This window comes from Jeongeupia wiesaeckerbachi (assembly GCF_050916355.1).
GTDB lineage: Bacteria > Pseudomonadota > Gammaproteobacteria > Burkholderiales > Chitinibacteraceae > Jeongeupia > Jeongeupia wiesaeckerbachi.
Genome location: NZ_CP136946.1, coordinates 3,273,331 through 3,298,732 on the forward strand (window position 1 = coordinate 3,273,331; position 25,402 = coordinate 3,298,732).

Annotated in this window: 26 protein-coding genes; 16 read left to right on the top strand and 10 right to left on the bottom strand. The window is 58.2% G+C overall.

Annotated features, from left to right (window positions below):
* Window positions 1-28: 28 nt before the first annotated feature.
* The 9 genes from R0382_RS15765 (at window position 29) to R0382_RS15805 (ending at window position 6,227) form a co-directional block, all read left to right on the top strand.
* Entirely contained in the window at window positions 29-406 is a 378-nt protein-coding gene (locus R0382_RS15765) for a DUF7674 family protein (protein WP_432720805.1), read from the top strand.
* A gap of 604 nt (window positions 407-1,010) precedes the next feature.
* Window positions 1,011-1,538, top strand: a complete 528-nt coding sequence (locus R0382_RS15770; RefSeq protein WP_432720806.1) for a hypothetical protein — start codon at window positions 1,011-1,013, stop codon at window positions 1,536-1,538.
* Window positions 1,539-1,600: 62 nt separating this feature from the next.
* Window positions 1,601-2,053, top strand: a complete 453-nt coding sequence (locus R0382_RS15775) for a DUF4259 domain-containing protein (RefSeq protein ID WP_432720807.1) — start codon at window positions 1,601-1,603, stop codon at window positions 2,051-2,053.
* A 76-nt stretch (window positions 2,054-2,129) separates the two neighbouring features.
* A complete protein-coding gene (locus R0382_RS15780) occupies window positions 2,130-3,107 on the top strand; it encodes a DUF4917 family protein (RefSeq protein ID WP_432720809.1) in 978 nt (325 codons plus the stop codon).
* A gap of 95 nt (window positions 3,108-3,202) precedes the next feature.
* The gene (locus tag R0382_RS15785) at window positions 3,203-3,646 is read left to right on the top strand and encodes a DUF1905 domain-containing protein (protein ID WP_432720811.1); all 444 of its coding nucleotides are present in this window, start codon (window positions 3,203-3,205) and stop codon (window positions 3,644-3,646) included.
* A gap of 91 nt (window positions 3,647-3,737) precedes the next feature.
* Window positions 3,738-4,142: a GFA family protein gene (locus R0382_RS15790; RefSeq protein WP_432720813.1), complete on the top strand. Its 405-nt coding sequence runs from the start codon at window positions 3,738-3,740 to the stop codon at window positions 4,140-4,142.
* A gap of 506 nt (window positions 4,143-4,648) precedes the next feature.
* Complete coding sequence (locus R0382_RS15795; protein WP_432720815.1) at window positions 4,649-5,203, top strand: YdeI/OmpD-associated family protein; 555 nt, start codon at window positions 4,649-4,651, stop codon at window positions 5,201-5,203.
* Window positions 5,204-5,318: 115 nt separating this feature from the next.
* Window positions 5,319-5,873 (top strand): hypothetical protein, encoded by a 555-nt coding sequence (locus tag R0382_RS15800; RefSeq protein WP_432720816.1) that lies wholly within the window; start codon window positions 5,319-5,321, stop codon window positions 5,871-5,873.
* 126 nt (window positions 5,874-5,999) lie between these two features.
* Window positions 6,000-6,227 carry a DUF6817 domain-containing protein gene (locus R0382_RS15805; RefSeq protein WP_432724182.1) on the top strand — a complete coding sequence of 76 codons (228 nt, stop codon included), beginning with the start codon at window positions 6,000-6,002 and terminating at the stop codon, window positions 6,225-6,227.
* 24 nt (window positions 6,228-6,251) lie between these two features.
* Here R0382_RS15805 and R0382_RS15810 read toward each other — a convergent pair whose 3' ends face one another.
* Window positions 6,252-6,623, bottom strand: coding sequence for a hypothetical protein (locus R0382_RS15810; protein ID WP_432720818.1), 372 nt, complete (start codon window positions 6,621-6,623; stop codon window positions 6,252-6,254).
* Between the two features lie 16 nt (window positions 6,624-6,639).
* On the bottom strand, window positions 6,640-7,053 hold the full coding sequence (locus R0382_RS15815) for an antibiotic biosynthesis monooxygenase (protein WP_432720819.1): 414 nt from the start codon (window positions 7,051-7,053) through the stop codon (window positions 6,640-6,642).
* Between the two features lie 91 nt (window positions 7,054-7,144).
* Between R0382_RS15815 and soxR the strand changes: the two genes are divergently transcribed.
* Window positions 7,145-7,636, top strand: coding sequence for a redox-sensitive transcriptional activator SoxR (soxR, locus tag R0382_RS15820; RefSeq protein WP_432720820.1), 492 nt, complete (start codon window positions 7,145-7,147; stop codon window positions 7,634-7,636).
* Between the two features lie 103 nt (window positions 7,637-7,739).
* Here soxR and fghA read toward each other — a convergent pair whose 3' ends face one another.
* The gene (fghA, locus tag R0382_RS15825) at window positions 7,740-8,573 is read right to left on the bottom strand and encodes an S-formylglutathione hydrolase (RefSeq protein WP_432724184.1); all 834 of its coding nucleotides are present in this window, start codon (window positions 8,571-8,573) and stop codon (window positions 7,740-7,742) included.
* 20 nt (window positions 8,574-8,593) lie between these two features.
* Window positions 8,594-9,727 (bottom strand): S-(hydroxymethyl)glutathione dehydrogenase/class III alcohol dehydrogenase, encoded by a 1,134-nt coding sequence (locus R0382_RS15830; protein ID WP_432720821.1) that lies wholly within the window; start codon window positions 9,725-9,727, stop codon window positions 8,594-8,596.
* Between the two features lie 106 nt (window positions 9,728-9,833).
* Here R0382_RS15830 and R0382_RS15835 point away from each other — a divergent pair, with 106 nt between their 5' ends.
* Window positions 9,834-10,697 (top strand): LysR family transcriptional regulator, encoded by an 864-nt coding sequence (locus R0382_RS15835; RefSeq protein ID WP_432720822.1) that lies wholly within the window; start codon window positions 9,834-9,836, stop codon window positions 10,695-10,697.
* Window positions 10,698-10,889: 192 nt separating this feature from the next.
* Here R0382_RS15835 and R0382_RS15840 read toward each other — a convergent pair whose 3' ends face one another.
* Window positions 10,890-11,759 (bottom strand): leucine-rich repeat domain-containing protein, encoded by an 870-nt coding sequence (locus R0382_RS15840; RefSeq protein ID WP_432720823.1) that lies wholly within the window; start codon window positions 11,757-11,759, stop codon window positions 10,890-10,892.
* 499 nt (window positions 11,760-12,258) lie between these two features.
* Here R0382_RS15840 and R0382_RS15845 point away from each other — a divergent pair, with 499 nt between their 5' ends.
* Window positions 12,259-14,199 carry a B12-binding domain-containing radical SAM protein gene (locus R0382_RS15845; protein WP_432720824.1) on the top strand — a complete coding sequence of 647 codons (1,941 nt, stop codon included), beginning with the start codon at window positions 12,259-12,261 and terminating at the stop codon, window positions 14,197-14,199.
* Window positions 14,200-14,443: 244 nt separating this feature from the next.
* Window positions 14,444-15,511, top strand: a complete 1,068-nt coding sequence (locus tag R0382_RS15850; RefSeq protein WP_432720826.1) for a porin — start codon at window positions 14,444-14,446, stop codon at window positions 15,509-15,511.
* 348 nt (window positions 15,512-15,859) lie between these two features.
* On the opposite strand, the gene R0382_RS15855 is transcribed toward R0382_RS15850, so the two are convergent.
* A complete protein-coding gene (locus R0382_RS15855; RefSeq protein WP_432720827.1) occupies window positions 15,860-17,380 on the bottom strand; it encodes a fumarate hydratase in 1,521 nt (506 codons plus the stop codon).
* Window positions 17,381-17,531: 151 nt separating this feature from the next.
* Here R0382_RS15855 and phnF point away from each other — a divergent pair, with 151 nt between their 5' ends.
* Genes phnF through thpR form a run of 3 tightly spaced genes read left to right on the top strand, consistent with a single transcriptional unit; the run spans window position 17,532 to window position 19,557 of the window.
* Window positions 17,532-18,257, top strand: coding sequence for a phosphonate metabolism transcriptional regulator PhnF (gene phnF, locus R0382_RS15860; protein WP_432720828.1), 726 nt, complete (start codon window positions 17,532-17,534; stop codon window positions 18,255-18,257).
* A complete protein-coding gene (locus tag R0382_RS15865; RefSeq protein WP_432720829.1) occupies window positions 18,257-19,051 on the top strand; it encodes a DUF4743 domain-containing protein in 795 nt (264 codons plus the stop codon). The genes phnF and R0382_RS15865 overlap by 1 nt, the downstream gene beginning before the upstream one ends.
* Entirely contained in the window at window positions 19,048-19,557 is a 510-nt protein-coding gene (gene thpR, locus R0382_RS15870; RefSeq protein ID WP_432720830.1) for an RNA 2',3'-cyclic phosphodiesterase, read from the top strand. The genes R0382_RS15865 and thpR overlap by 4 nt, the downstream gene beginning before the upstream one ends.
* A 34-nt stretch (window positions 19,558-19,591) precedes the next feature.
* Here thpR and R0382_RS15875 read toward each other — a convergent pair whose 3' ends face one another.
* The 4 genes from R0382_RS15875 to R0382_RS15890 all read right to left on the bottom strand — a co-directional run bounded on the left by R0382_RS15875 (window position 19,592) and on the right by R0382_RS15890 (window position 25,217).
* Window positions 19,592-20,422, bottom strand: a complete 831-nt coding sequence (locus R0382_RS15875) for a sulfurtransferase (RefSeq protein WP_432720831.1) — start codon at window positions 20,420-20,422, stop codon at window positions 19,592-19,594.
* A 48-nt stretch (window positions 20,423-20,470) separates the two neighbouring features.
* Window positions 20,471-22,168, bottom strand: coding sequence for a methyl-accepting chemotaxis protein (locus tag R0382_RS15880; protein ID WP_432720832.1), 1,698 nt, complete (start codon window positions 22,166-22,168; stop codon window positions 20,471-20,473).
* Between the two features lie 82 nt (window positions 22,169-22,250).
* Window positions 22,251-23,429, bottom strand: a complete 1,179-nt coding sequence (locus R0382_RS15885) for an acetyl-CoA C-acetyltransferase (protein ID WP_432720834.1) — start codon at window positions 23,427-23,429, stop codon at window positions 22,251-22,253.
* Between the two features lie 81 nt (window positions 23,430-23,510).
* Window positions 23,511-25,217, bottom strand: coding sequence for a PHA/PHB synthase family protein (locus R0382_RS15890; RefSeq protein WP_432720835.1), 1,707 nt, complete (start codon window positions 25,215-25,217; stop codon window positions 23,511-23,513).
* Window positions 25,218-25,402 lie beyond the last annotated feature (185 nt).

The window sequence follows — 25,402 nt, forward strand, 5'->3', positions numbered from 1 at the left end:
AGGCGTTAGAGTTGAGCAAGGAGTTAGAATGTCTCGAGATAAATTTTGTGAGGAAATTAAAGCTAAATTTCCTACAATATCTGCCAAGGCTGAAAAGGAATATATACGTCTCTGGGGTGACTTCAAGTCTGAACTCTACTCGTACACTTGGTTTGAAGCTTTGGCAGGTGCGTTAAATATTGAAATGAATAAGGGTGTTCCTCCCAAAGAATATCAAGCTCTATTTTCAACTGTTAGCAGTAGATTTCTTAGCGGTGACGTAGATGTAAAGCAAGCAATTGACGTAGCATTTGTTGAAAATCTATTTTGGAATGTGTCATCAAGTGCTAGTGAATTGTATTGGAATACTTTGCCGGAAGTTCTTAAAGACCTATATCTTAATTTTCATAGAAGAAAGCCCTATTAGGGCTTAAAAATTTTGTAATATTAATTTGGTGGCTTTAGGTTCTATTAAAAAACTCTAACAAGTCGTTGCAGCACCAGTCGCTGCGCTCCTTGGACAGTTTTTAAGTCGCAGTTTTATGGTTTTGCTGCGCAAAAGTATTCCATAAAACCACAACTTAAAAACTGCCGCTGAACTCGGCGTTAGGTATTTTCAATGTCGTTTAGCTCTCACCGAAAAAAGCTACTAGATGCCACGGAGCCGCTTGAGCATAGAGCTTCACACGCCCGCTCATGCGCGCTACACGTGGCCAATAAACTGGGAGTTAAGCGAGATATGGTTATTGAAATGGTAGCCACCCAAACGGGCGTCAACTTGCACAGGCCAGAAAATGCAGCTCAGCTGTTGCTGGCATTTGAGGCACTTGAAAACCTGCGGACTACGGAAACACCAGCCAATGCCTAACCTTTCGGTCAACCGGACAGCCCAAAGCTACACTTTGGGTTCCCTCCGCTGCTACGCAGCTCCGGCTGCCCGTTACTTCCAACGTTAGGCGCTCAAGTTCATGTTCGCACGTCTCCGTCAACTATTTGGCCATTCTGCTCAGCCAAAGGAACAGAAGAGTTCGATGATCTCGACCGAAATTCGTCGGATTGCGGAGGCAATCGGAGATCCACCGGAGTTCTCGCGCCGAGCACACGAAACGGCGAAAGCGATCGGAGCGAGCGCGATCGAACTTCTCGCTGCAGAATTTCACACTGAACATAGCCCTCCCGCGGACGTCGCGAACAAGTTTCCGGGGCTAGGGCAATGGATTGCCGCACGGCAGTTCTCGATATTCGAAGTCTTGTTCTACCTCGGGCCGGCGTCGCTACCCGTACTTCGAAGGGTTGCTTTTGGCGAATATGATTGGACGCAGGGTAACGCAATCGAAGTACTGTGCCGCTTTGCCGCACACGGCATCGAGCGCGAACAAATCCTGATGGAATTGAAGAATGCCATGCCCGGCTTCCGCTATGAGGCGTTGATCTACGCGGCCGGCCCCCTCCGTAGTCACGCTAATACCGACCCGAATGTTCAAGCTGTCATCGAAGAACTGCTCTCTGTGCCAGAGTTCAAGGAGGCCTACGATGAGCTATCCAATGCGCGCGCCTAACCCTTCCTTCAAGCGGACCCGCCTACGGCGGTCCGCTTAAGTCAAACGTTAGGCCTAAATAAATGAACCGAATGCGTGCACTATTTATTTTGATGTTTATCTCAATAAATGCTTTTGCGGGAGCCTGGAGCGAAAACAGCTTTGGCAATGATGATGCTCTCGATTGGGTGGCTGAATGCGTTGATTCAAAATCAGCAGAAATAGTTTCCGCCACGTTAATATCAGCTCTCAACGCCAAATATATTGAAGCACCACAAGGTGCTGCTGCAGTAGCGGCAGCCGAAGTTGTTGCAGCCGCACGAGGCAAAGCAAATGCGGCCATGCCACAAGAATTAAATAAATGGCTTGCACTACAATCAGCCCCTAAACTTGTTGAACTCTCACCTATAGCCAAAAAAGTCTTACTAAAAATAAGGCATAAAGAAAGTTCTGAACTCTATCAACTGTGGTCAGAAAATGGCGCTGAAAAGTGGTTGGCTACAGTTAAAGACCTAGAAGTCCGGTTAGGGAAATAGGCCTAACACTTCATTCAACCCGGACGGGCTAACGCCCGCCGGTTAATTTCAAACGTTATGCAATCGGAGCTATCAGGTGCTGACTTTCCAAGAAGCTTTAGGCAACATTGATCAAGAAGAGACACCTTCGCTTTTGTTAGCCAATGGCTTCTCTCAAGCATGGAATGCAAGAATATTTAACTATGCCAACCTTCTTGAAGCTGCAAATTTTGGTCAACGAGATGCAGTAATTCGGTCGCTATTCACAAACCTAAACACTTATGATTTTGAAGCGATCATGAGACAACTGGTAGCAGCCGAAACTGTTTGTGAGGCATATGGAGTTGAACGAGAAACTATTAATCAGATAAAAGAAGATCAAGAGCACTTAAAGCAGGCATTAATCACTGCAATCTCTAACACGCACCCGCATCTTCCGCATGAGGTTACGGACGAGCAATATTCCTCTGTTCGAAAATTCATATCAGGTTTCAATCAAATTTTCACAGTCAACTACGACCTACTACTTTACTGGTCTAGAAATAAAAATGATTTACCGCCAGAAAACTACAGAACCGACGATGGCTTTCGAGCCCAGCGGCGCTGGGAAGGACACAGTACAAACCAAGAAGTACACTTCTTGCACGGCGGGCTTCACATATACGACTCCGGCTCAAGCATAAAGAAACATGCCTTTACTGAGGCAGGTGAAACCATAATCGAGCAGGTCAGAGAAAATCTTGAACAAGGGAAATTTCCACTCTTTGTTTCCGAACCCAGCCATGAAGGCAAGCAAAAAAAAATCGAACATAACCCCTATCTTAACTATTGCTTTCAGGAACTAAGAAATCTCAAAGGGGCACTATTCATCTACGGTCACTCGATGGATGAAAATGACAGACATATTTTTGCTCAGATAAAACTCAGCCAGATAAGCAAGGTTTTTGTGAGCATTTACGGCGATGAAAACAGCGAAGCAAATACACGAGCAAGGGCAAATGCGCGTGCATACCTTCAACGACCTGGGCTCGATGTAAATTTCTTTGATGCTGCAACGGCACCAGTGTGGGCATAACAAGTGGTTCAAATCGCTCGCTCCGCTCACTGGGACTGGCTAAAGCCAGCCCCTTAACCAAACGTTAGGCCGCACGAGGACTCTTCGGTGGAACAATGAAACTGAGAGCGAAAGTCATCCCATCGGGCAATGCAACCGCGATCGAACTCCCGGAGGCAGCAGTCGCATCTCTTGGCGGTGGTGCTAGGCCGGCCGTCGCCGTCACGATCAACGGCCACACTTGGCGAACTCGCGTCGCGCGAATGCGAGGCTTGTGCCTGATCGGCATCAGCACTAGAAACAGAGCGGCAGCTCGAATCGCTGAAGGCGATGACATTGAGGTCGCCATCTATCTGGACGAATTGCCAAGGGATGTGCCGGAGCCACCAGACTTAAAGAGTGCGCTTGATGCCAGCTCATCCGCACGTTGCGCATTCGAGAAACTACCCTTCGGGCTACGGCTGAAGTATGTGCGTCATCTTGAAGAAGCCAAGTCGCTGGAAACGCGAGGCCGTCGATTGACCAAGCTCATTGCTGAGCTTCATGTGAGTGCGGCCTAACCCTTCCATCGGACGGATGGCCTTCGGCCCCGGTTTATTTTGAACGTTGGACGTCATTCAAGATTTATCCCCCTCACTACGGAGCAGATACATGAAGAAAACTTACCACGGCAGCTGCCACTGCGGCGCAGTACGCTATGAGGCAGACATCGATCTGAGCACTGGCACAGGAAAGTGCAACTGCTCGATCTGCACGAAGACGCGAAACTGGAGCGCGATCATCAAACCCAATGATTTCCGCCTGCTTTCTGGCGAGTCCGATCTGAGCGATTACCAGTTTGGAACAAAGAGTGGGCATCACTTGTTCTGCAAGCATTGCGGTGTTCGCCCGTTTGGCCGCGGCTACGTCGAGCAAATCGGCGGAGACTATGTCGCCATCAAGCTGTGCACACTCGACGATGCGCCGCCCGAGGAACTCCTGCGAGCGCCTGTTCAGTACGCCAACGGGCGGGACAACAGCTGGTGGACGGAGCCCGCAGAGACGCGACACTTATAAGCTGTGCCGGCAGAGCCCAATCCATACACACGCGCTGCCGCACATGACACCCACCTCTTCCTTTAAGCGGACCTGCCTACGCAGGCTCGCTTAAATCAAATATCAGGCTGGCACCATGTCACGATTTAAGCGATTTATCACAGTCAACATCTTGGCTGCGCTAGCAACAACACTTTATTGTTTTACAAGCCATAAATCTTCAAGCAAAGAATTTGCTAGCGCAGGAGTAATAGTTGGATTAATTTTAATAACCATTGGCATAATCATGCAGAACGATGCGGGCTATGGGAACGAACGCATACGACATGGTTCAGAAAACGCTCGCGAAGCCATGCAAGGCTTTTGGAGCGGTTCCTTGGTTATTTTTTCCGGAGTCTGTTGGGTACTGCTAGTCATAGGGCTAGCGCTACTCATCAACAATCAAGCCTAGTATCTCATTCAACCCGGACTGGCCAAAGCCATCCGGTCAATTTCAAACGTCAGGCGTATTAGCTGGAGAAATTGCGATGACAGCAATCAATGTGAAATCCCGATTCGAAGCAAAGCTTCTTCGTCCGGCAAAGCCTGGTAATGATACGTCGTGGGCGTTTGTAGTATTGCCAAGAGACGCAAGTGAACAGCTTCCGCGGCGAGGAAGGACGACAGTTGAAGGGACGCTCAATGGGCACCATTTCCAGGCAACCCTAGAGCCGGATGGTCAGCTGAGCCATTGGCTGCAGATAAGTAGAGAATTGCACGAAGCCGCAGGCGCGGCCGTTGGGGATATCGTTACGCTAGAGCTAACCCCTGTGAAGAAGGAACCCGAGCCTGACATCCCACCAGATTTCCAGGAAGCACTGGCAGCCACTCCTGAGGCTCGTGAAGTCTGGAACAATACAACCACCATCGCACGAGTAGACTGGATACACTGGATTACTTCAGCCAAGCAACTTAAGACGCGCGCAAAACGAATTGGTGATGCCTGCGACATGCTTGCATCCGGCAAGAAGCAGGTTTGCTGTTTCGACCAGTCTGGCTACTACAGCAAGGCCTTCCATGCGCCCGAGGCAGCGAATTTTTAAATGGAAAACTCCGTTGAATGCGCCAAACAAGGCACTCAACACCGCTTGCCTCGCTCACTGGACTCGCAAAAGCTACGCTTTTTCTCGTCTGTTAGCTTAATCGCTAGAAGTCACCATGCCTGATGCAACCATAAAGCGTAATGAGCACTCACCGCTAAAACTCGGAATCCTCGTTCTCATAACCTGTTTTTCGGCATACAAGCTGACGGAGTATTTGTATTCGCAGGTGCTTTCAGTGCATTACAGATCGTATATCCCCGCATCTTTTGAAATCGAAAGAACCGTTTATACCGGGGATCGCGTCGGGGGTTTCATCGAAGGATGCGGAGTGGCCGTGCTTGAACTATCTGAGAAAACCGCGACAAAAATATCTATTGGCCAAATTACTTTCCTAAACGACAACTCAATCACTCGCGACAGTAAACACAAACGGCATATGGGTTGGCGAGAAACTCCGTTTATTTCAAATCAAGGAGAGCATTCAGTATTTGGTAGCGTGGCAAACGAAGACGCAGGCGGCAACACCTGCGTAGATCTTCCCGTACGGTTGAAAGAAAACATTCTTTCAGCAATCAACCGCCCTGGCGCCTTCTATTCTGGATTCAACGAGAATACTGAACTACTAGTTATTCCAACCCTCAGGCTGGTTGTCTTTTCGCATGATAGATAACGGCATCGCCATCCCGTCAATCCATCGGGCGGTCAAAAAGCAGCACTTCAAACCATCCGGCGATTTCCAATCGTTAGACCCTCTGAAATGAGCACATCACAAGAGACCTTCAAAGCGCTGCCGCGCATGGGTGCAGGCGCGTTTTCGCATCTGAATGGATCACTTGAATATCCTCTTCGAGGAACAGAAGCACTTCTTCATTCATGCGGCGCATCTGAACAAGTATGTCGCGCTGGCTTGTTCCATGCCGCATATGTGGCTTCGTTCAACGGGGACGTCCAGGCTGCACATGGCCTTTCCTTGGCTGCAGGCAGGATTGGCATTGTCCGTCGTTGTGACCTGCCCCGCGTTTAATACGGTAGCTATGTAGCGTCCGCTTCAGCCCGCGAGCGCACGAAAATTCGCGGTGTGGTCCTTGAGTTCGCAGCGGTTGCCATCCGGATCGCTAAAGCAGCCGACGACACCCCAATCGAGCCGCAATACCTCGACATCAATCCCCTTGTGTCGCAGCTCGCCAGCGGCGGCATCGTGGACGTTGAAACGCAGGATGGTCGGATTTTCTGCGATCTGCTTCTGTCTGCCGCGACCAACGCCGCCCGATTCGACCATCAGATAGGCGCCGCCCAACCGCAGCATGACCAACCCCGGTTTGGTAAACACCTCGGGCAACGCCAGCAGGTCGCGGTAGAACGCCACGCATTCGTCGAAGCGTTCGGTAAACAGGATGATGCCCGGCAGTTCGAATTGCATGCTTCCTCCGCCGGGTTCAGATGCGGTCAAACACGCGCATGTCGGCGCTGACGCCGAGCTGCAACATGAATGCGGCCGGGTCAAAGCCTTCGGCCCGATATTGCTGCTCGACGACGGCTTTGGCCGCTGCCAGCGCCGTGGCATCCGTCCACTCGATCAGCGTCACGACCTGATGCGGATCGCCTGCTTGCGTCAGCACCAGCTGCTGTTTGCAGCCGGCCAAGCCCGCCAACAGGCGATTGGTACGTTCGACGCGATCGATGAAGGCTGCAAGCGCTGCGTCGGGCACGCTGAAACGATCGACGCGAAAAACCGAGGACTGGGGGGCGATCTGGCTGGACATGGGGGTTGCTCCGCAAATTGCAGCCGGGCAGGCTGCGATCATCGCCGCGTAAAACCTCAAACTTGGATCGGCGACCTGGGTGGACATGCTGACTGCTCCGTTGAACCGTTGTACGCAGCCGGGCTGGCTGCAATAATGGCAGCCTAAAATCTCAAGTTAGGTTGAGGTCAAGGAAAAGATGACGCACCCCACCGAGCTGGCCGGCATTCCGCCGACTTTGTCCGTCGGCGAAGTCGCCCGCCGCAGCGGCGTATCGGTCTCGGCACTGCATTTCTACGAAAGCAAGGGCTTGATCAGCAGCAACCGCACCCAGGGCAACCAGCGCCGCTATGCACGGGATGTGCTGCGCCGGGTTGCCATCATCCGCGTCGCGCAGCGTGTCGGCATCGCGCTTGCCGATATCGAAGTGGCATTGGCGACCCTGCCCGCCACGGCGGCCCCCGGCCGCGCCGACTGGGAGCGCATGTCGGCAGGCTGGCGTGCCGATCTCGATGCACGGATCGCCCAGTTGCAGAAGCTGCGCGACAGCCTCGACGACTGCATCGGCTGCGGCTGCCTATCGATCGATCGCTGCCGGTTGCGCAATCCGCTCGATGAGTTGGCCAGCAAGGGGGCAGGCCCGCAACGGCTATGGATCGACGCCGCCGTACGACAGGAGGCCACGGATTGAGCCGCAGCCCAAGCCGAACGTCCGCCAGATAGCGCCGCTTTTCCCGTTCGGCGGCTGGTCACCGCCCTGCCGAGCAGCGCTGACTGACGGCCTGCGATCGCCCTCACGCGCCCAGATAGCGCGCGTGAAAGCGCAGATGATCCTCGATGAAGCTGGCGATGAAATAGTAGCTGTGGTCGTAGCCGGGCTGGCGCCGCAGCGTCAGCGGCCAGCCTTGCCGTCGCGCCACCATGGCCAGCGCGTCGGGCTGCAGCTGCTCCGGCATGAACCCGTCCTGCTCACCCTGATCGATCAGCATCGGCAAGCGCTCCAGTGCCAGCCCCAGCTGATGGCAGCTGTCGTAAGTCCGCCATGCATTGCGATCTTCACCAAGGTAATGCGCGAATGCTTTTTGCCCCCAGGGCACTTCGCTCGGATTGACGATCGGCGCGAACGCCGACACCGAGACGTAGCGACCCGGGTTGCGCAGTGCAATCATCAGCGCGCCGTGGCCACCCATCGAATGGCCGCTGATCGCGCGCTGCTGCGTTACCGGAAAATGCGCCTCGATCAGCGCCGGTAACTCGTCGACGACGTAGTCGTACATCCGGTAGTGCGCCGCCCACGGTGCCTGCGTGGCGTTGACGTAGAAACCGGCGCCCTGGCCCAGGTCGTAGGCATCGTCGTCGGCGACGCCGTCACCGCGCGGGCTGGTATCCGGCAGCACCAGTGCGACCCCCAGCTCGGCCGCGATACGCTGCGCGCCGGCCTTGGTCGCGAAATTCTCATCGGTACACGTCAGCCCGGACAGCCAGTACAGCACCGGCACCTTCGCGCCATCGGCCGTCTGCGGCGGCAGATAGATCGCGAACGTCATCGCCGTGCCGGTCGCGGTCGAGCGGTGCTGGTAGCGTTTGTGCCAGCCACCGAACACGCGGTTGCTCGAAATGAGTTCCAGGGAATCGGCCATGATTGCGCTTACTTGGCGTAGTGGATGACGGAGCGGATCGACTTGCCTTCGTGCATCAGATCGAAGGCGGTATTGATGTCTTCCAGCGGCATCGTGTGGGTGATGAAATCGTCGAGGCGGAACTCGCCCTGCAGGTAACGCTCGACGTAATCGGGCAACTCGGAGCGCCCGCGCACGCCACCGAAGGCCGAGCCGCGCCAGACACGGCCGGTGACGAGCTGGAACGGCCGGGTGCTGATTTCCTCGCCGGCGCCGGCGACGCCGATGATCACCGACTCGCCCCAGCCCTTGTGGCAGCATTCGAGCGCCGAGCGCATCACTTTCACATTGCCGATGCATTCGAACGAGAAATCGACGCCGCCATCGGTCATCGCGATGATCACGTCCTGGATCGGCTGGTCGAACTCGTTCGGGTTGATCAGGTCGGTTGCGCCGAGCTGCTTGGCAAGGTCGAACTTGCTGGTATTGATGTCGATGCCGATGATGCGCGACGCCTTGGCCATCTTGGCGCCGATCACCGCCGACAGGCCGATGCCGCCGAGGCCGAAAATCGCCACCGTGTCGCCTTCCTTGACCTTGGCGGTGTTCATCACCGCGCCCATGCCGGTCGTGACGCCGCAACCGAGCAGGCAGACCTCTTCCAGCGGCGCCGCCTTGTTGATTTTGGCCAGCGCGATTTCCGGCAGCACGGTGTATTCGGAGAACGTCGACGTGCCCATGTAGTGGTAGATCGGCTTGCCGTCCTTCGAGAACCGCGTCGTGCCGTCGGGCATCAGACCCTTGCCCTGCGTCGCGCGGATCGCCTGACAGAGGTTGGTTTTGCCTGACTTGCAGAACTTGCACTCGCGGCATTCGGGCGTATAGAGCGGAATCACGTGATCGCCGACGGCGACACTGGTGACGCCCTCGCCCAGCGCTTCGACGATGCCGGCACCTTCATGGCCCAGGATCGCCGGAAACACGCCTTCCGAATCCATCCCCGACAGCGTGTACGCGTCGGTATGACAGACGCCGCTGGCGATAATACGTACCAGCACCTCGCCTTTTTGCGGCAGCTGCAGATCGACCTCTTCAATCGTCAGCGGCTGGTTCGGCCCCCAGGCGACGGCGGCACGGGTTTTCATCGTTTGGATCGTTGGCATGGGGCATCCTCGGCGGAAGATTCAGGGAATGACGTCATTCTATTTGTTACGGATCGATCGATAATCTGGCCAAATGGAAAGATATTCTTGTCACAGTGAAACAATCATGAGCTGGGAAGGCGTAACCGAATTCGTTGCCGTAGTCGAAACACACAGCTTCACCGCCGCAGCGAACCGGCTGGGGGTCTCTGTGGCACACATCAGCCGGCAGGTTTCCACGCTGGAGCAAAGGCTGGCGACGCGGCTGCTGTACCGCACCACGCGCAAGGTCAGCGTCACCGAGGCCGGCCAGTTGTATTACCGTCATTGCCGCCCGCTGCTCGATGGCCTGCGTGAAGCCGAACAAGCACTCTCGCAAGCGCAGGATAGACCAACCGGCCATTTGCGCATCACCGCACCGGTGTATTACGGCGAACAAGTGATCGCGCCGCTGTTGCACCGCTATCTGCAAGCTCAACCCAGCGTCAGCGCCGAGCTGAATCTCGACAACCGCAAGGTAGACCTGGTTGCCGACGGCTACGATCTGGGCATCCGTCTTGGGCCGATGGATGAATCGTCATTGATGGTCAGGCAACTCGGCAGCCGCACCCATCACGTCTGCGCCTCGCCCGGCTATCTGGCGCAGTTCGGCGAGCCGCATACGCTGGCCGAACTCAAGCACCATCAGTGTCTGGTCGGCACGCTGAATGCCTGGCGTTTCAAGGATGCGGAAGGCCGCACGCACGAAATTGGCGTGACCGGCCGCATGCGCTGCAACAGCGGCGCGGCGCTGGTCGACGCCGCCTTGCGCGGTCTCGGCCTGGTGCAGTTGCCCGACTATTACGTGCGTGCGCACCTTAGCAGCGGCCGGCTGCGCAGCCTGCTCGGCGCTTATACGCTGACCGACGGCATCTGGGCCAACACCCCGCGCAATCACTTTGTACCGCTGAAAGTGCAGGGTTTCATCGCGCTGCTGGCAGAATCGCTGTAAGCCAGCCATCGGTCCAGCCCTGCTATACCGCTGAAGTACGTGCCAATCGACGCGCCGAATTCAGCGCAGGGTGTCGCGCGACGCGGCTTGAAAAAGAAGCGAGAGAGGATGCAAGACCAGCGCCTCGTATCCTCTCTCGCTTTCCTAGCCAATCATGCAATCACGCCCGGCCATCAGACCGGCCAAGCGCAACTACTCGACAGCATACTTATAGGTAATGGAAGTGGCTGCGTGAGAAGCAAACCTCAACGTCACCTCCTGATCACCCACCTTATCTGTCGGCAGATGGATATATTGGCGATCCTTGCTGATCGCGGCATCCGGATTACTGATCTTGATGCCATCGCGCTCGTACAAATAATCACCTTCCGTCTGAGCCTGCACGAATATTACCGGCAGCTCTTTACGCAAAGCACCATCTGCAGCCACCGCCCCCAAATCGACCTCGCCCAAGGACTGATTAATCGCATTGACAATCGCAGTCGGCGGAATCTTATTCAGCACCGTCAAATCTTCAAATGCATTCGTCTGAATCGGAATCCCTTCAAGCGAGGTCAGTTTTGCCAGAGAATCCGGCAACTTTCCGCTCAGCTTGAAATTATTGTGCAAAGAGAGGTGCGCCAGCTTTGTCAGTTTCCCCAAGGACTCGGGAACCTCACCACTCAGCCCCGGCACCTGGCTGTCAAGGCTAAGGCGAGTCAGCTCAGTCAAATTGCCAATCCAGTGCGGAATCGTCCTTATATGATTGGCAGTCAAAATCAACAAATTCAAATTGGTCAGCTCTGCCAGTTCATCGGGAAGCACTTCAATATTCTGGCTTTCCAGCAGGAATTTTTCCAGATTCTTCAAATACCCTATCCCTGCAATGTTTGCAATCCGCCGCTCCCCCGATTGGGGTACTACGAAATCCTTGACCTGATCCAGCTCGTCCTGCGTCACCTCATCCTCGACGGTGACAGGCCTCCCGATGGCGGCGGATATTTTTTCAGCAGCCAGCTTGGCAAATTCGATATCCGGAAATAAATTCTTCACAGGAGCAGGGTTTTTTATTGCAAGCGTCATGACATTTTTCTCCGTTAATTACTTCACAAGAATCATCCGACAAGAAAATACGCAACGAACTTTATTCAATAACCGTGCAAATGAATCAAGCGCATTGTGCTGCATTACTCAGCACCGCCATTCTTCATCCTTCGCCTTTCCTTCCGAACAACAACATCGCCAATTGGCAAATACACAGTGGCAGAAACACTGTTAACTTTCAATAAATTTAATGAAATAACATTATAATTGTAAGCACTATTACAGCAACACCGATCAGCGAAGGATCGCGATCCAGTGTTGCTGCGGCCTTGATGGCGTCGGTCGACTGGCAACCCGACGCTCAGATCAAGTTCGGCTCGGCGCGCTCACCGCCCCTGCCCCCCCCCGCGACCGCGGTTGAACGTGCCGATTCACGCTCGCCACCCGGCCCGGCCACGCCGTACATGCAGCGTGAATCTGGCAAAATGGCAGGTTGCGCCGGCCAGACCGGCTGGCGCTGAACGTCAAGGCAAAAGGCATGATCAGATCGAACGGCGCGGGCGCGGATGGCGTGACACATGGCAAGGTGCTGTCACTTATTCCGCCGATGACGCAACTCAACACGCCCTACCCGTCAACGGCCTATCTGACCGGGTTTCTGCGCAAGCAGGGCGTGGATGCGGTTCAGGAAGACCTGGCGCTGGCACTGGTGCTCGAACTGCTGTCGCGCCAGGGTCTCGCCAAGCTGCGCGATCACATCGACACCATCCCGCCGCGCAGGCGCTCGCCCGCTGTTGCCTCGTTCCACGATCAGTTCGACCGTTACGACGCAACGATTTCGGCCACCATCGCTTTTCTGCAAGGCCGCGATTCGACCGTCGGCCACCGCATCTGCAGCCGCAACTTCCTGCCTGAAGGCCCTCGCTTTTCCTCGCTCGACGTCTACGTCGACGACGAAGGCGGCGATCCGCTGGCATGGGCGTTCGGCGCGCTCGGCATGCAGGACCGCGCCCGCCACCTGGCGACGCTGTATCTGAACGACCTTGCCGACGTCCTGCGCGAGGCGGTCGATCCGCGTTTCGAGTTCGTCCGCTACGCCGAATCACTGGCGATGAGCCAGCCGACGTTCGACCCGCTCGCCGACGCGCTCGCCGCGCCGCCGACATTGGTCGACGACGTACTGGAAGCGCTGACGCTGGCTGCGATTGCCCGTCACCAGCCAACGCTGGTACTGCTGTCGGTACCCTTCCCCGGTGCCGTCTACGCGGCATTCCGGATTGCCCAGACGATCAAGGCACATCACCCGCAGATTCGCATCGGCCTCGGTGGTGGCTTTGCCAACACCGAGCTGCGCGAGCTGTCCGACCCGCGCGTGTTCGATTTCGTCGACTATGTCACGCTCGATTCGGGCGAACGGCCCTTGCTGGCCTTGCTCGATCACCTGAAGGGGCAGCGCTCGCGCGAACGGCTGGTGCGCACCTTTGTGCGCGACGGTGATGGAAGCGGCAAAGTGCGCTACATCAACTTCCCCGAGCCCGACGTGCCATTCGAAGACTGGGGCACGCCGACGTGGGACGGCCTGCCGCTCGATCGCTACCTGTCGCTGCTCGACATGCTCAACCCGATGCACCGGCTCTGGTCCGACGGGCGCTGGAACAAGCTCACCGTCGCGCACGGCTGTTACTGGAAGAAGTGCAGCTTCTGCGACGTGACGCTGGATTACATCTCGCGCTATGAAACCGCATCGGCCAAGGAACTGGTCAACCGGATCGAGCAGATCATCGCCGAAACCGGCCAGACCGGCTTTCACTTCGTCGACGAAGCCGCCCCGCCGAAAATGCTCAAGGCCCTGGCCGAGGAACTGCTACGGCGCAAAGTCGCGATTTCGTGGTGGGGCAATGTGCGCTTCGAGAAATCGTTCTCGCCGGAGCTGTGCCAGCTGCTCGCCGATTCGGGCTGCATCGCAATCTCGGGCGGGCTCGAGGTGGCGTCGGACCGACTCCTGAAGCTGATGAAGAAAGGCGTCTCGGTCGATCAGGTCGCGCGCGTCACCGCCGCGTTCACCGAGGCCGGCATTCTCGTGCACGCCTATTTGATGTACGGCTTTCCGACCCAGACCGTGCAGGACACCGTCGATGCACTGGAATACGTGCGCCAGCTGTTCGAGGCCGGCTGCATTCAGTCCGGCTTCTTCCACCGCTTCGCCTGTACGGTGCATTCACCGGTCGGACAGAACCCGGAGGAATACGGCGTCACGCTCGAACCGCTGCCACCGGGCGGCTTCGCCAAGAACGACGTCGGCTTTGTAGATCCGAGCGGCGTCGATCATGATGCCCTCGGCCGGGCACTGAACAAGGCGCTGTACAACTACATGCACGGCATCGGACTGGATCAGGACGTGCGTAGCTGGTTCGACCTGCGGGTTGCCAAAACGACGGTGCCGCGTCGCTTTATCGAGCGCGCCCTCAGCCAGCGCTAATCGTCTTTCAGCGGCAACGCCCCTCAGGCCGGCACAGGACGCCGCACCGGGTGATCCGGCCTCTCCACTTTGCTCAAATTGTCCAAAACTATCAAAAATGTTGTTTTGATAGCCAATAACTAACAACATCCATTTCTAGCAATGACATTGTCATTTACCGTGGCATTGCACCAGTTCGGCAGACCCGGACTGACGCAGACGGTTCCCGAAAAATGTCTATGTTTTGCATACAAGGATGATTGTCATGTTCACGCGTATCTTGCTTGCTGCAGCGGTATCCGCAGCCTTCAGCGCACAAGCTTTTGCCGAGGTCACCATCGGCGGCTCGATCGAGTCCGACGTCTATTACGTCGATTCCCAAGCCAGCGGCTATAAGGGCGAAATCGAACTCGACGTCGAGCCGCGGATTTTCTTCAGCGGTAGCGACAAGCTCGACAATGGCTCGAAGGTCATCTGGAAGATCTGGACCGGCGTGGAAAACTATCGCGACAACAGCGCCAACGGCGGCGAACTCAACACCGGCAGCTCAAGCCGTACCTGGGGCAACCGCGAAGCCTGGGGCGGCTGGCAGGGCGACTGGGGCACGCTGCGCTTCGGCAAGATCTATTCGCCGACCTATCTGAAGCTCGACTGGCCGTACGGCAACCTTGGCGGCGCCATGCACGTTGCCGAGGTCGGCGTAGTCGGCTTCAACCCGGAAAACGCGATCAACTACGATTCGCCGAACTGGGGCGGGTTCACCTTCTCGGGCCAGTACTCGTTCCGCGGCCAGAACAATCAGGTTGATGGGCGTTCAAGCGAGTATTTCTATGACATCACCGCCGGCTACAACAATGCCGGCTTCATGGTCGACGCCGGCTATCAGGAAACCCGTAACGACGGCGGCGACAGCAAGGACAAGATGTACTTTGTCGCCGGCGGCTACAACTTTGGCTCATTCACGCTGAAGGGCGGCTACAAGTCCTGGGATTGTCAGGCCGGTGCCGGCTGCAATTCTTTTGCCGGCCCGCAGCAGGAACAGTATTGGCTGCAAGGCATCTACTCGACCGGCAAGCATACCGTCGGCCTGACCTACAACTACTTCACCGAGGCGGAGAACGCCGCCGGCAACAAGATCGATGACAGCGATACCAATGTGCTCTTCGGCCAATGGAACTACGCGCTGTCCAGCAATACTTCCGGCTACGTCCAGCTTCGCTACGCGATGAATGGCGAAAACGGCAGTATCGGTGCCAACTACGGAACCTCTTACGGTAACGCGGCCGACGCCGACAGTTATCGCCTGCTGTTCGGTACCTGGACCGGGTTTTAAGCGCTTTACCTAGATACGAGAACCTTGAAAGGCGGCTTCGGCCGCCTTTTTTTCGCTCCGACGTCCGCCCCCGGGCAATCGGTACCGGCCTGCGTTAATCGATGGCAAGGAGAGCAAAGCGTCGGCGCCATCAACTTGACGTCGAGCGCCATTCGAAAATCACTACCACCCCAACCAGCAGACTGGTCGCCCCATATCGATCAGCGTTCCGTCTGCATCAGAACAAAAACACTCAGTACCAACTTCACGCTGATGCTTCACAGCAAAGCCATGCGCTTTCTGTATTTGATCTAGCGGCCGCCAATAAAAAAACCGGCACTAGGCCGGTTTTTTTATTGGCGGCGCGAATTAAACCGTCGCGAGCGGAATCTTGCCTATCTTCGCCTGCCATTCCTTCGGCGCAATTGCATGCACCGACGTACCACCGCTGTCGACGGCCACCGTCACCGGCATATCGACGACATCGAACTCGTAGATCGCTTCCATGCCCAGATCCGCGAAACCGACGACGCGCGAGCCCTTGATCGCCTTCGAGACCAGATAAGCCGCACCGCCGACCGCCATCAGATACACCGACTGATGCTGCTTGATCGCGTCGATCGCCACCGGGCCACGCTCGGCCTTGCCGATCATGCCCAGCAAGCCGGTCTGCGCCAGCACCTGGCCGGTGAACTTGTCCATCCGCGTCGCCGTGGTCGGACCCGCCGGGCCAACGACTTCGTCGCGCACCGGATCAACCGGGCCGACGTAATAGATAAAGCGGTTGGTGAAATCGACCGGCAGTTTTTCACCGTTGTTGAGCATTTCGACCATGCGCTTGTGCGCGGCATCGCGGCCGGTGAGCATCTTGCCGTTCAGCAGCAAGGTTTGGCCCGGTTTCCACGAGGCGACGTCTTCACGCGTCACGGTATTCAAATCGACGCGCGTGGATTCGCTCGATGGCGTCCACGTCACGTCCGGCCAGTCTTCCAGCTTCGGGGCTTCAAGTTGCGCCGGGCCGGAGCCGTCGAGGATGAAGTGCACGTGGCGCGTCGCGGCGCAGTTCGGGATCATCGCCACCGGCAGCGATGCCGCGTGGGTCGGGTAATCCTTGATCTTCACATCGAGCACGGTCGCGAGGCCGCCGAGGCCCTGCGCGCCGATGCCAAGCGCATTGACCTTCTCGTACAGCTCGATGCGCAGCTCTTCGGCGCGGGTTTGCGCGCCGCGCTCGATCAGCTCATGGATGTCGATTTCCTCCATCAGCGCTTCCTTGGCCATCACCATGGCCTTTTCGGCGGTGCCGCCGATGCCGATGCCGAGCATGCCCGGCGGACACCAACCGGCGCCCATCAGCGGCACGGTCTTGAGCACCCAGTCGACGATCGAATCGGACGGGTTGAGCATGACAAACTTGGTCTTGTTCTCCGAGCCACCGCCCTTGGCGGCAATGTCGATCTCGACGGTATCGCCCGGGACGATTTCGTAGTGGATCACCGCCGGGGTGTTGTCCTTGGTGTTCTTGCGGCCGCCGGCCGGATCCATCAGGATCGACGCGCGCAGCTTGTTGTCCGGGTGCAGATAGGCACGGCGTACGCCTTCGTTGACCATGTCGGTCACGCCCATCGTCGCGCCGGCCCACTGCACATTCATGCCGACGCGCACAAAACAGGTGACGATGCCGGTGTCCTGGCAGATCGGCCGACGGCCTTCGGCGCACATCCGGCTGTTGGTCAGGATCTGCGCAATGGCATCCTTGGCCGCCGGGCTTTCTTCGCGCTCGTACGCTTTGCCGAGGGCCTGGATGTAGTCTTTCGGGTGGTAGTAGCTGATGTATTGCAGCGCATCGGCAATGCTGTCGATCAGATCGTCCTGACGGATGACGGCCATGAAGTGCTCCGGAGCTTAGGCGGGAAAAGTGTGCATTTTACCAGCGCTCACGGCCTTGGCGCGCCCCGGGATTACAGCAAGACGTAGAATCATCTAGATGAAACAGCCGCGCGCTAGCATCGCGGTCCATCTACTCCAACGGAAAAGCATCATGCGCATCGAACGCGGCTCGGGTATTGCGCTGTGGCGGCAGATCGAACAGACGCTGGCTGCCGACATCGCCAGCAAGGCCATCACCGAGCGCCTGCCGAACGAAATCGAGCTGGCCAGCCGTTTCAACGTCAACCGCCACACGGTTCGTCGCGCCGTCCAAGCACTGGAAAGCCGCGGTCTCGTGCGAATCGAGCAAGGACGCGGCACCTTTGTGCAGGAAGAACTGATCGACTACCGGCTTGGCCGCAAGCGCCGCTTTTCGCACAGCCTGGACGACCAGCAACGGCGTGGCGCCAGCCAGATCCAGCGCAGCGCGACCACGGTGCCACGCGACGAAGTATGCGAGCTGCTGGCCATCCCGCCCGGCACGACCGTGCTGCAGGTCGACGCGCTCGACGTCGTCGACGACCGCGTCATCGGGGTCTGCACCCAGTATTTTCCGCTGCCGCGCTTTGCAGGACTGGATGCACACTACGCCACCACCGGCCGCATTACCGATGCGCTGCCGGCCTTCGGCGTCACCGATTTCAGCCGCACGCTCAGCCGGGTCACTGCGCGACTGCCACGGCCGGAAACCGCGCAACTGCTGGCGCAACCGAAAACGCAGCCCATCCTGTATGTCGAGAATGTCTACGCCGATGGCGATGGTGTGCCGATCGAATACGGCATCACCCGCTTTGCCGCCGATGCCGTGCAGCTACTGATCGAACCCGAGACCGCATAATGGCTGCGCGGATCGCCGACTACCTTGCCAGGCAGCCGCGCTTCGACGCCGCCGGCCTGATCCGGTTTCACGTATCGGGCCAAGCCGTTGGCTGGCTGGAAGCGGACACCTGCACCTTCCTGCAGGCGCTGTCATCCAGCTTCGTTCAGCGGGGGCCGCAAATGCACCTGGATACTGACGCCGGCCAGATCGACGCACAACTGGAACGCGCCGCACTGGCGATGCGAAACGCGGGACTGATCCACGGCTGGCGCAACGAGCGCTACACCTGCTTCGCGCCGGATCACCGTGGGCTACCCGATCTGGCAAGGCCGATGTTCACACTCGAACGCGCGGCCTTCCGGCGTTTCGGGCTTACCAGCCGCGCGGTGCATATCAATGGTTATACCGCAGGCCGGCAACTGTGGATCGGCCGCCGCAGCCCGAACAAGGCCATCGACCCCGGTCGGCTCGACAACCTTGCAGCCGGCGGGATCGCGGCCGGCGAAACACCGGAGCACTGCGTCATCCGCGAGCTCTGGGAAGAAGCCGGCATCCCAGCCGAAATCGCCGCGCACGCCCGCTACGCAGCCAGCGCGCGCAGCATTCGCAACGAGGTCGACGGCACCCACGATGAAGTCCTGTACAGCTACGACCTGCGCCTGCCCGACGACTTTACGCCGCGCAACACCGATGGCGAAGTCGCCGGCTTTGCCCGACTGAGTATCGACGAAACGCTGGCCCGGCTCGATGAGTTCACCACCGACGCCGGTCTGGTCACGGTGGACCTCCTTCAGCGACAAGGCTGGGCATGAGGCTGTTCATCGGCCTGGAGCCCCCCGCCGCCGCGCGCAAGGCCATCGCCCATGCGCGCGACCAGCTGCACGCCCGCCACGGCGGCAAACCGACAAGCACCGCGAACCTGCACCTGACGCTGGCCTTTATCGGCCATGGCGACGTGCAAACCATCCAGCAACTGCGCCACCTGCTGGCCGATCTCGACCACCCCGGTTTTGAATTTACGCTTGATCGCATCGGGGACTTCAAGCAAGGCGCAATCGTCTGGCTCGGCTGCGGCACTCCGTCCGCCAGTCTCGACCTACTTGCTCACAACCTCCGGCTGCGGCTTGGCGACGCCAGGGTCGGCTTCGACCCCCAACCGTTCACCCCGCATGTCACGCTGCTGCGCAAAGCACAGCCGATTATCGAAGCGCTGCCGACACCGATCCACTGGCAAGCCGACGCCATCGTGCTTTACGAGTCGGTATCGACAGCGGCTGGCGTTTGCTACCGTCCGTTATTCCGCCACCCGCTCAAATGAACGCCGCCCGGCGAACCGGGCGGGCATTGCAGCATCAGCAGGCCACCGGATTGGCCGGATCGGCGCACCACTCGCTCCACGAGCCGGGATACAGCTTCGCGCCCGACAAGCCCGCGAGCTCCAGCGCCAGCAGGTTGTGACACGCCGTCACCCCGGAACCGCACTGGCACACGATGTCGGCCGCTGAACGCGCACCGATGACGTCGCGCCATTCGTCTCGGAGTTGATCGGGGGACTTGAAGCGGCCATTCGCATCCAGGTTGTGCTGGAAAAACCGGTTGCTCGCCCCCGGGATATGCCCGCCGACCGGATCGATCGTCTCGCCCAGCCCACGGTAGCGATCGGGGCTGCGCGCGTCGACAACGAGGAACGCCGCCGCAGTCAGATTCGCCCTGACTTGATCGACATCCACCGTCGCCGCGCTCGGCACCTGCCTCGGGTAGACCTCCGCCACGGGCTGCGCCGGCTCGACCGACACCGGCAGACCGGCATCCAACCATGCCTGCCACCCGCCATCGAGCACCGAAACGCGTTCGTGGCCCAGCCAACGCAATAGCCACCACAAACGCGCCGCAAACATGCCGCCAGATGCGTCATAGGCAACGACATGCGTCTGCGCACCGATGCCCACACTCCCGGCCCAGCGCGCCAACGCCTCGGGCGTCGGCAACGGGTGACGACCATTGCGGCCGGTTTTAGGACCGGACAGATCAAGATCGAGATGCGCAAACACCGCACCGGGAATATGACTCGATGCATAGGCGCGGCGCCCGGCCTCCGGGTCGGCAAGATCGTGGCGGCAATCGACCACGACATACTCGCTCAAACGAGGCGCTAGCGCCTGTGGCGTCATCAACAAGGTCATCGGCGTATTCTCTCGCTGAAAAACGCCCATGATAGGTGGCTATTCACGTCAAACACAGCGGAATCGCGCAGCCGATTGCGCCAACCTGGATGCCAGCTCAGCAAGACGAGAGGTCGCCGACGAGACTTCCGATACGGCACTGCTGTTTTCCTCGATCATCTGCGCCACCTTTTCAACCTGGGATGCAATCTGGCCGCTGACCACCCGCTGTTCGCGCAATGCGCCGGCAATCAATTCGACCACATGGCCGAGCTGCTCGCCCGAGCTGCGAATGCGCTGCATCGAGTCCTGCAACAGGTGGATGTTCTGTATTTCGCTGATCGTGTCGGCGCGGGCCAATTGCATACCGGCGCTGGCTTCGCTGGTCCCGTCGCGGATCACGCTCAATGTTGCGCCGATTTCGTGCGTCGCCAGACCGACCCGCTCTGCCAGTTTGCGAACCTCGTCGGCAACCACCGCAAAACCACGGCCGCTTTCGCCCGCTCTCGCGGCCTCGATCGCTGCATTCAGCGCCAGCAGATTCGTCTGCTCGGCAATTTCACGGATGGTTGCGACAATGCTGGCAATGTCCCCAGAGCGTGCATCGAGCAAGGCCAGGCGCTCACCGGCCCGATCCAGCTGCTCACCGATCCGCCCCACACCGGCAATCACTTGGGACATCCGCCCCTCGCCCTCGATCGCGGCCTGGCCCGCCCCTTTGCCTGCCGCATCGGCATGCTCGGCATTGCTTGAGACTTCGCCGATGCTAGCGCTGATTTCTTCGACCGCTGCAGCCATCTGCGACGCGGCATCGGCTTGCATGCCGGACGCTTGCGATACCAGGACCATGCTGCTCTGCAGCGCGCCGGCCGTGGTCCCCACCGCACCGACGGAGGACTGGATTTCGACGACAAGCCGCTTCAGCTCATCCCGCATCTGGGCAATGCCGGCCATGACGCTCCGCTGATCGCCGGGCAGCAACAGGATTTCGTGCGTCAGATTGCCACTGGCGATCGCTTGCGCGGCCAGTCTCGCCTCGTCCGGCTCTGCGCCGAGCTGCCGGATCAAGCCACGAACGATGATGTAGGAGCAGCCAATGCCGACCCCGAGCGCAACCAGCAACAGCACCGCGGTCATCACCTCGGCATGCCGGACCTGATCACGGGCGGCTTGATACTCCACTGCAGCCACACGCAGTTGCAGCGCAGAAAGTTCGGAAACGATGTCGCTGACAGGATCAATCGCCGGGTAAAGCGCGACGGCGGCAAAATCGGCAACCCCCTGAATGTCATTGGCTTGCAGCAAGTGCTCAAGGCGCTGAATCGCGGCATCCGCCGCCTGCATGCGCGTCCCAGCCTCTTTGGCCAGCCCGGCTTCTTCTGCCGTCAGTGCGTTCGCGATGTAAACCCGCCACTCCTGGCGAACATCGTGCTGCGCCGTTCTGACCCGTTTGAGTCCTTCGGCGGCGGGCATCCCGCCATTGCGGACCTTGTGCGTCGTATCGACGATGTTTACCGCGTAGCGATCCGCGACGATCTTGAGCTGGGTCAGCGGATGAAGCCGATCTTCGAAGGTCGTCCGGAACCGTTGATCGTTTTGCATCAAGTTGTAAAGTGCCGAGCCACCCTGCCCAAGCATGAAAACCATCAATACGCCAACCAGCAGATACAGTTTGGCTGCCACCGTGAGTTTGCCGGGCATTGTCATCTCCACGCTTAATAAAATCAGAACAATTTCTTTTGTATAGAGTAAGAAACTGAGCGCCATTTACGCGGCGACGGACGGAGTCAGCACAAAACAAAACGCCCTCCTTTCGGAGGGCGCTTGAACGTCGACTGAAGAAGCCGAATCAGCGTTCGACCGCCAACGCAACACCCATGCCACCACCGATGCACAGCGTCGCCAGGCCCTTCTTCGCGTCGCGACGAACCATTTCATGCAGCAGCGTGACCAGCACACGCGCACCCGAAGCACCGATCGGGTGACCCAGCGCGATGGCGCCGCCGTTGACGTTGACGCGATCCCAATCCCATTTGAGTTCACGCGCGACGCCAAGCGCCTGCGCGGCAAACGCCTCGTTGGCTTCGATCAGGTCGAGCTGATCGAGCGACCAACCGGCACGCGCCAGCGCGCGTTGGGTTGCCGGTACCGGACCCATGCCCATGATGGTCGGATCGACACCTGCCGACGCGGCGGCACGGATCGTCGCCAGCGGCTTCAGGCCGAGCGCATCAGCCTTTTCGCGCGTCATCAGCAGGACGGCAGCGGCGCCGTCGTTGATGCCGGAAGCGTTACCAGCAGTAACGGTGCCTTCCTTGTCGAAGGCAGGGCGCAGCTTGGCCAAGCCCTCCATTGTTGCATCGGTCTTGATGAATTCGTCGGCCGAGAACACAACCGGGTCGCCCTTACGCTGAGGAATGCTCACCGGAACGATCTCGTCGACAAAACGGCCAGCAGCCTGCGCGGCAGCGGCTTTCTGTTGCGACGACAGAGCCAGCTCATCCTGCTCGGTACGGCTGATACCGTATTTTTTGGCGATGTTCTCTGCAGTCACACCCATGAGGTACTTGTTGTACACATCGGTCAAACCGTCGAAGACCATGGTATCGACCAGTTGCGCATTACCCATCCGGAAGCCGTCACGCGAGCCCGGCAGGATATGCGGCGCGGCGCTCATGTTTTCCTGACCACCGGCGATGACGATGTCGGACTCGCCCGACAGGATCGCCTGCAAGCCCAGCGCGACGGACTTCAGGCCCGAGCCGCACACCTGATTGACCGTCAGCCCCGGAACCTCATCCGGCAGGCCGGCATAACGCAAGGCCTGGCGTGCCGGGTTCTGGCCAAGACCGGCCGTCAGTACGTTACCGAGGATGACTTCGCTGACCTGGTCAGCCGGAAGACCGGTTTTTGCCAGCAACGCACGAATAACGGTCGCACCCAGTTCCGGTGCGGACACTTTGGCCAGCGAACCGCCGAAATTGCCCAGTGCAGTACGTTGGGCGGCAACGATAACGATGTCGGTCATGATGTTTCTCCCATCTGCCCATTGGGGCTTTGTTTTAGATTAACGGACCGGCCGCAGGTTCGGTCGGTCCGGTACTGCAAATCAGGACAGACGTTCCTTGACGTAACGTCCCGGCGCCGGCTCGATCGGCTTGAACTGGCGACTGCCAAGCGTTTTCGGCGCGGCGACCCGCTTGCCTGCACGCGGTGCCAGCCACTGGCCCCAATCCTGCCACCAGCTTCCCGGTCGCGATTCCGCGGCGTCGAACCATGCCTGCGGATCGGCATCCAGCGTTTCGTTGACCCAGTAGTTACGCTTATTAGTCGAAACCGGATTGATGGTGCCGGCAATATGGCCCGAAGCACCAAGTACGAAACGCAACGGCCCATTGAAAATACCGGTAGTCCGGTAAGCCGAACTCCACGGCACGATATGGTCCTCACGCGCCGCAAACACATAGGTCGGTATCGTGATCTGCCTCAGATCGATCGGCACGCCGCACAGCGAAAACGAACCAGGCTTGGCCAGCTTGTTGTCGAAGTACATATTGCGCAGGAACCAGGTGTGCATCGGCAACGCTAGATTGGCCGAATCGTTGTTCCAGTACAGCAGGTCGAACGGCGGCGGCGTTTTGCCCTTGAGGTAGTTGTTGACGACGTAGTTCCAGACCAGATCATTGGCGCGCAGTGCGGCAAACGTCCGTGCCAGCTCCTTGCCCGAGATCACGCCCCCTTGATCGATCACCAGCTCGCGGCTGGCAACGACGGCCGGATCGAGGAAGTGCTTGATATCGCCCGGTTCGGTATGGTCGATCATCACCGTCATCAGCGTCAGCGACTCGAACCAGTCCAGCCCGCGCGCCTGCATGACCGGCACGGCCGTCGATACCAGTTCGCCGCCAATGCAGAACGACAGCACGTTCATTTTTTCGCTCTTGCCGATCTGGCGAACCACCTCGGCGGCGGCGATCACGCCTTGCTCGATGTAGTCATCCCACTTCAGATGGCCGAGCTCCGGCGTAATCGATTTCCACGACACCAGAAAAGTCGTATGACCTTCGCCGACCACCCAGCGCACCATCGAATTCTCGGGCTTGAGATCCATGATGTAGAACTTGTTGACGCAAGGCGGCACGATCAGCAGCGGGATTTCGTGCACATCGGTCGTCGTCGGCGAGTACTGGATCAGCTGGATCAACTCGTTTTCGAACACCACCTGCCCGGGCGAGACCGCCAGGTTTTCGCCGACGACGAATTGCGATTCGTCGGTCATGGTGATCGTGCCCTTCTGGATATCCTCCAGCAGCTTCTTCATCCCCTCGTTCAGGCTCTCGCCACGGGTATCGACCGCCAGCGCCAGCACCTCGGGATTGGTCACGGCAAAATTGGTCGGGCTGACCGCATCAAGGTATTGGCGCGCAAAAAAAGCCATGCGCGCCTTGGTCTCATCGTCGGCATGCACATGGTCGACCATTTGAGTCAGCCACTTGGAGGTCAGCAGATAGCTTTGCTTCAGGAAATTGAATAGCGGCAACTCCCATTCCGGCGCGGCAAACCGTCGGTCGCCTTTTTCCGGCTCGAGCTGCTGCCCGCTACCAGCGCCAATCAGCTGCAACCAGAGTGCGAGCTGCTGCTGGTAATAAAGGCTATGGGTTTCAAATGCTTCCGGTGAGACGCCCTGAACGGGGGCTACACCCGGCGGAATAGCCGCGGTGGCGGGGGTCACGGCATTGACCCAGCTTTGCCACCACTTCTGATTGGCTTCGTTGAACTGCTGGAAGAACGACTCAAGCGACGTGGACTGCAACACGGGATGCTCCATTCGATAGAAACGGCAACGCATGAACATCAAAGCACAGCGGACTATTGTGCGGCGCAGCACAACAAAATATCACACCGGATGCAAGTATCGGGAAATCTTTAATGAAGAATCTACAAAATATCCTATTAGCATTTGATTTTCCGTCACATTTTCTGCTTTACCTGCTTTAGAAT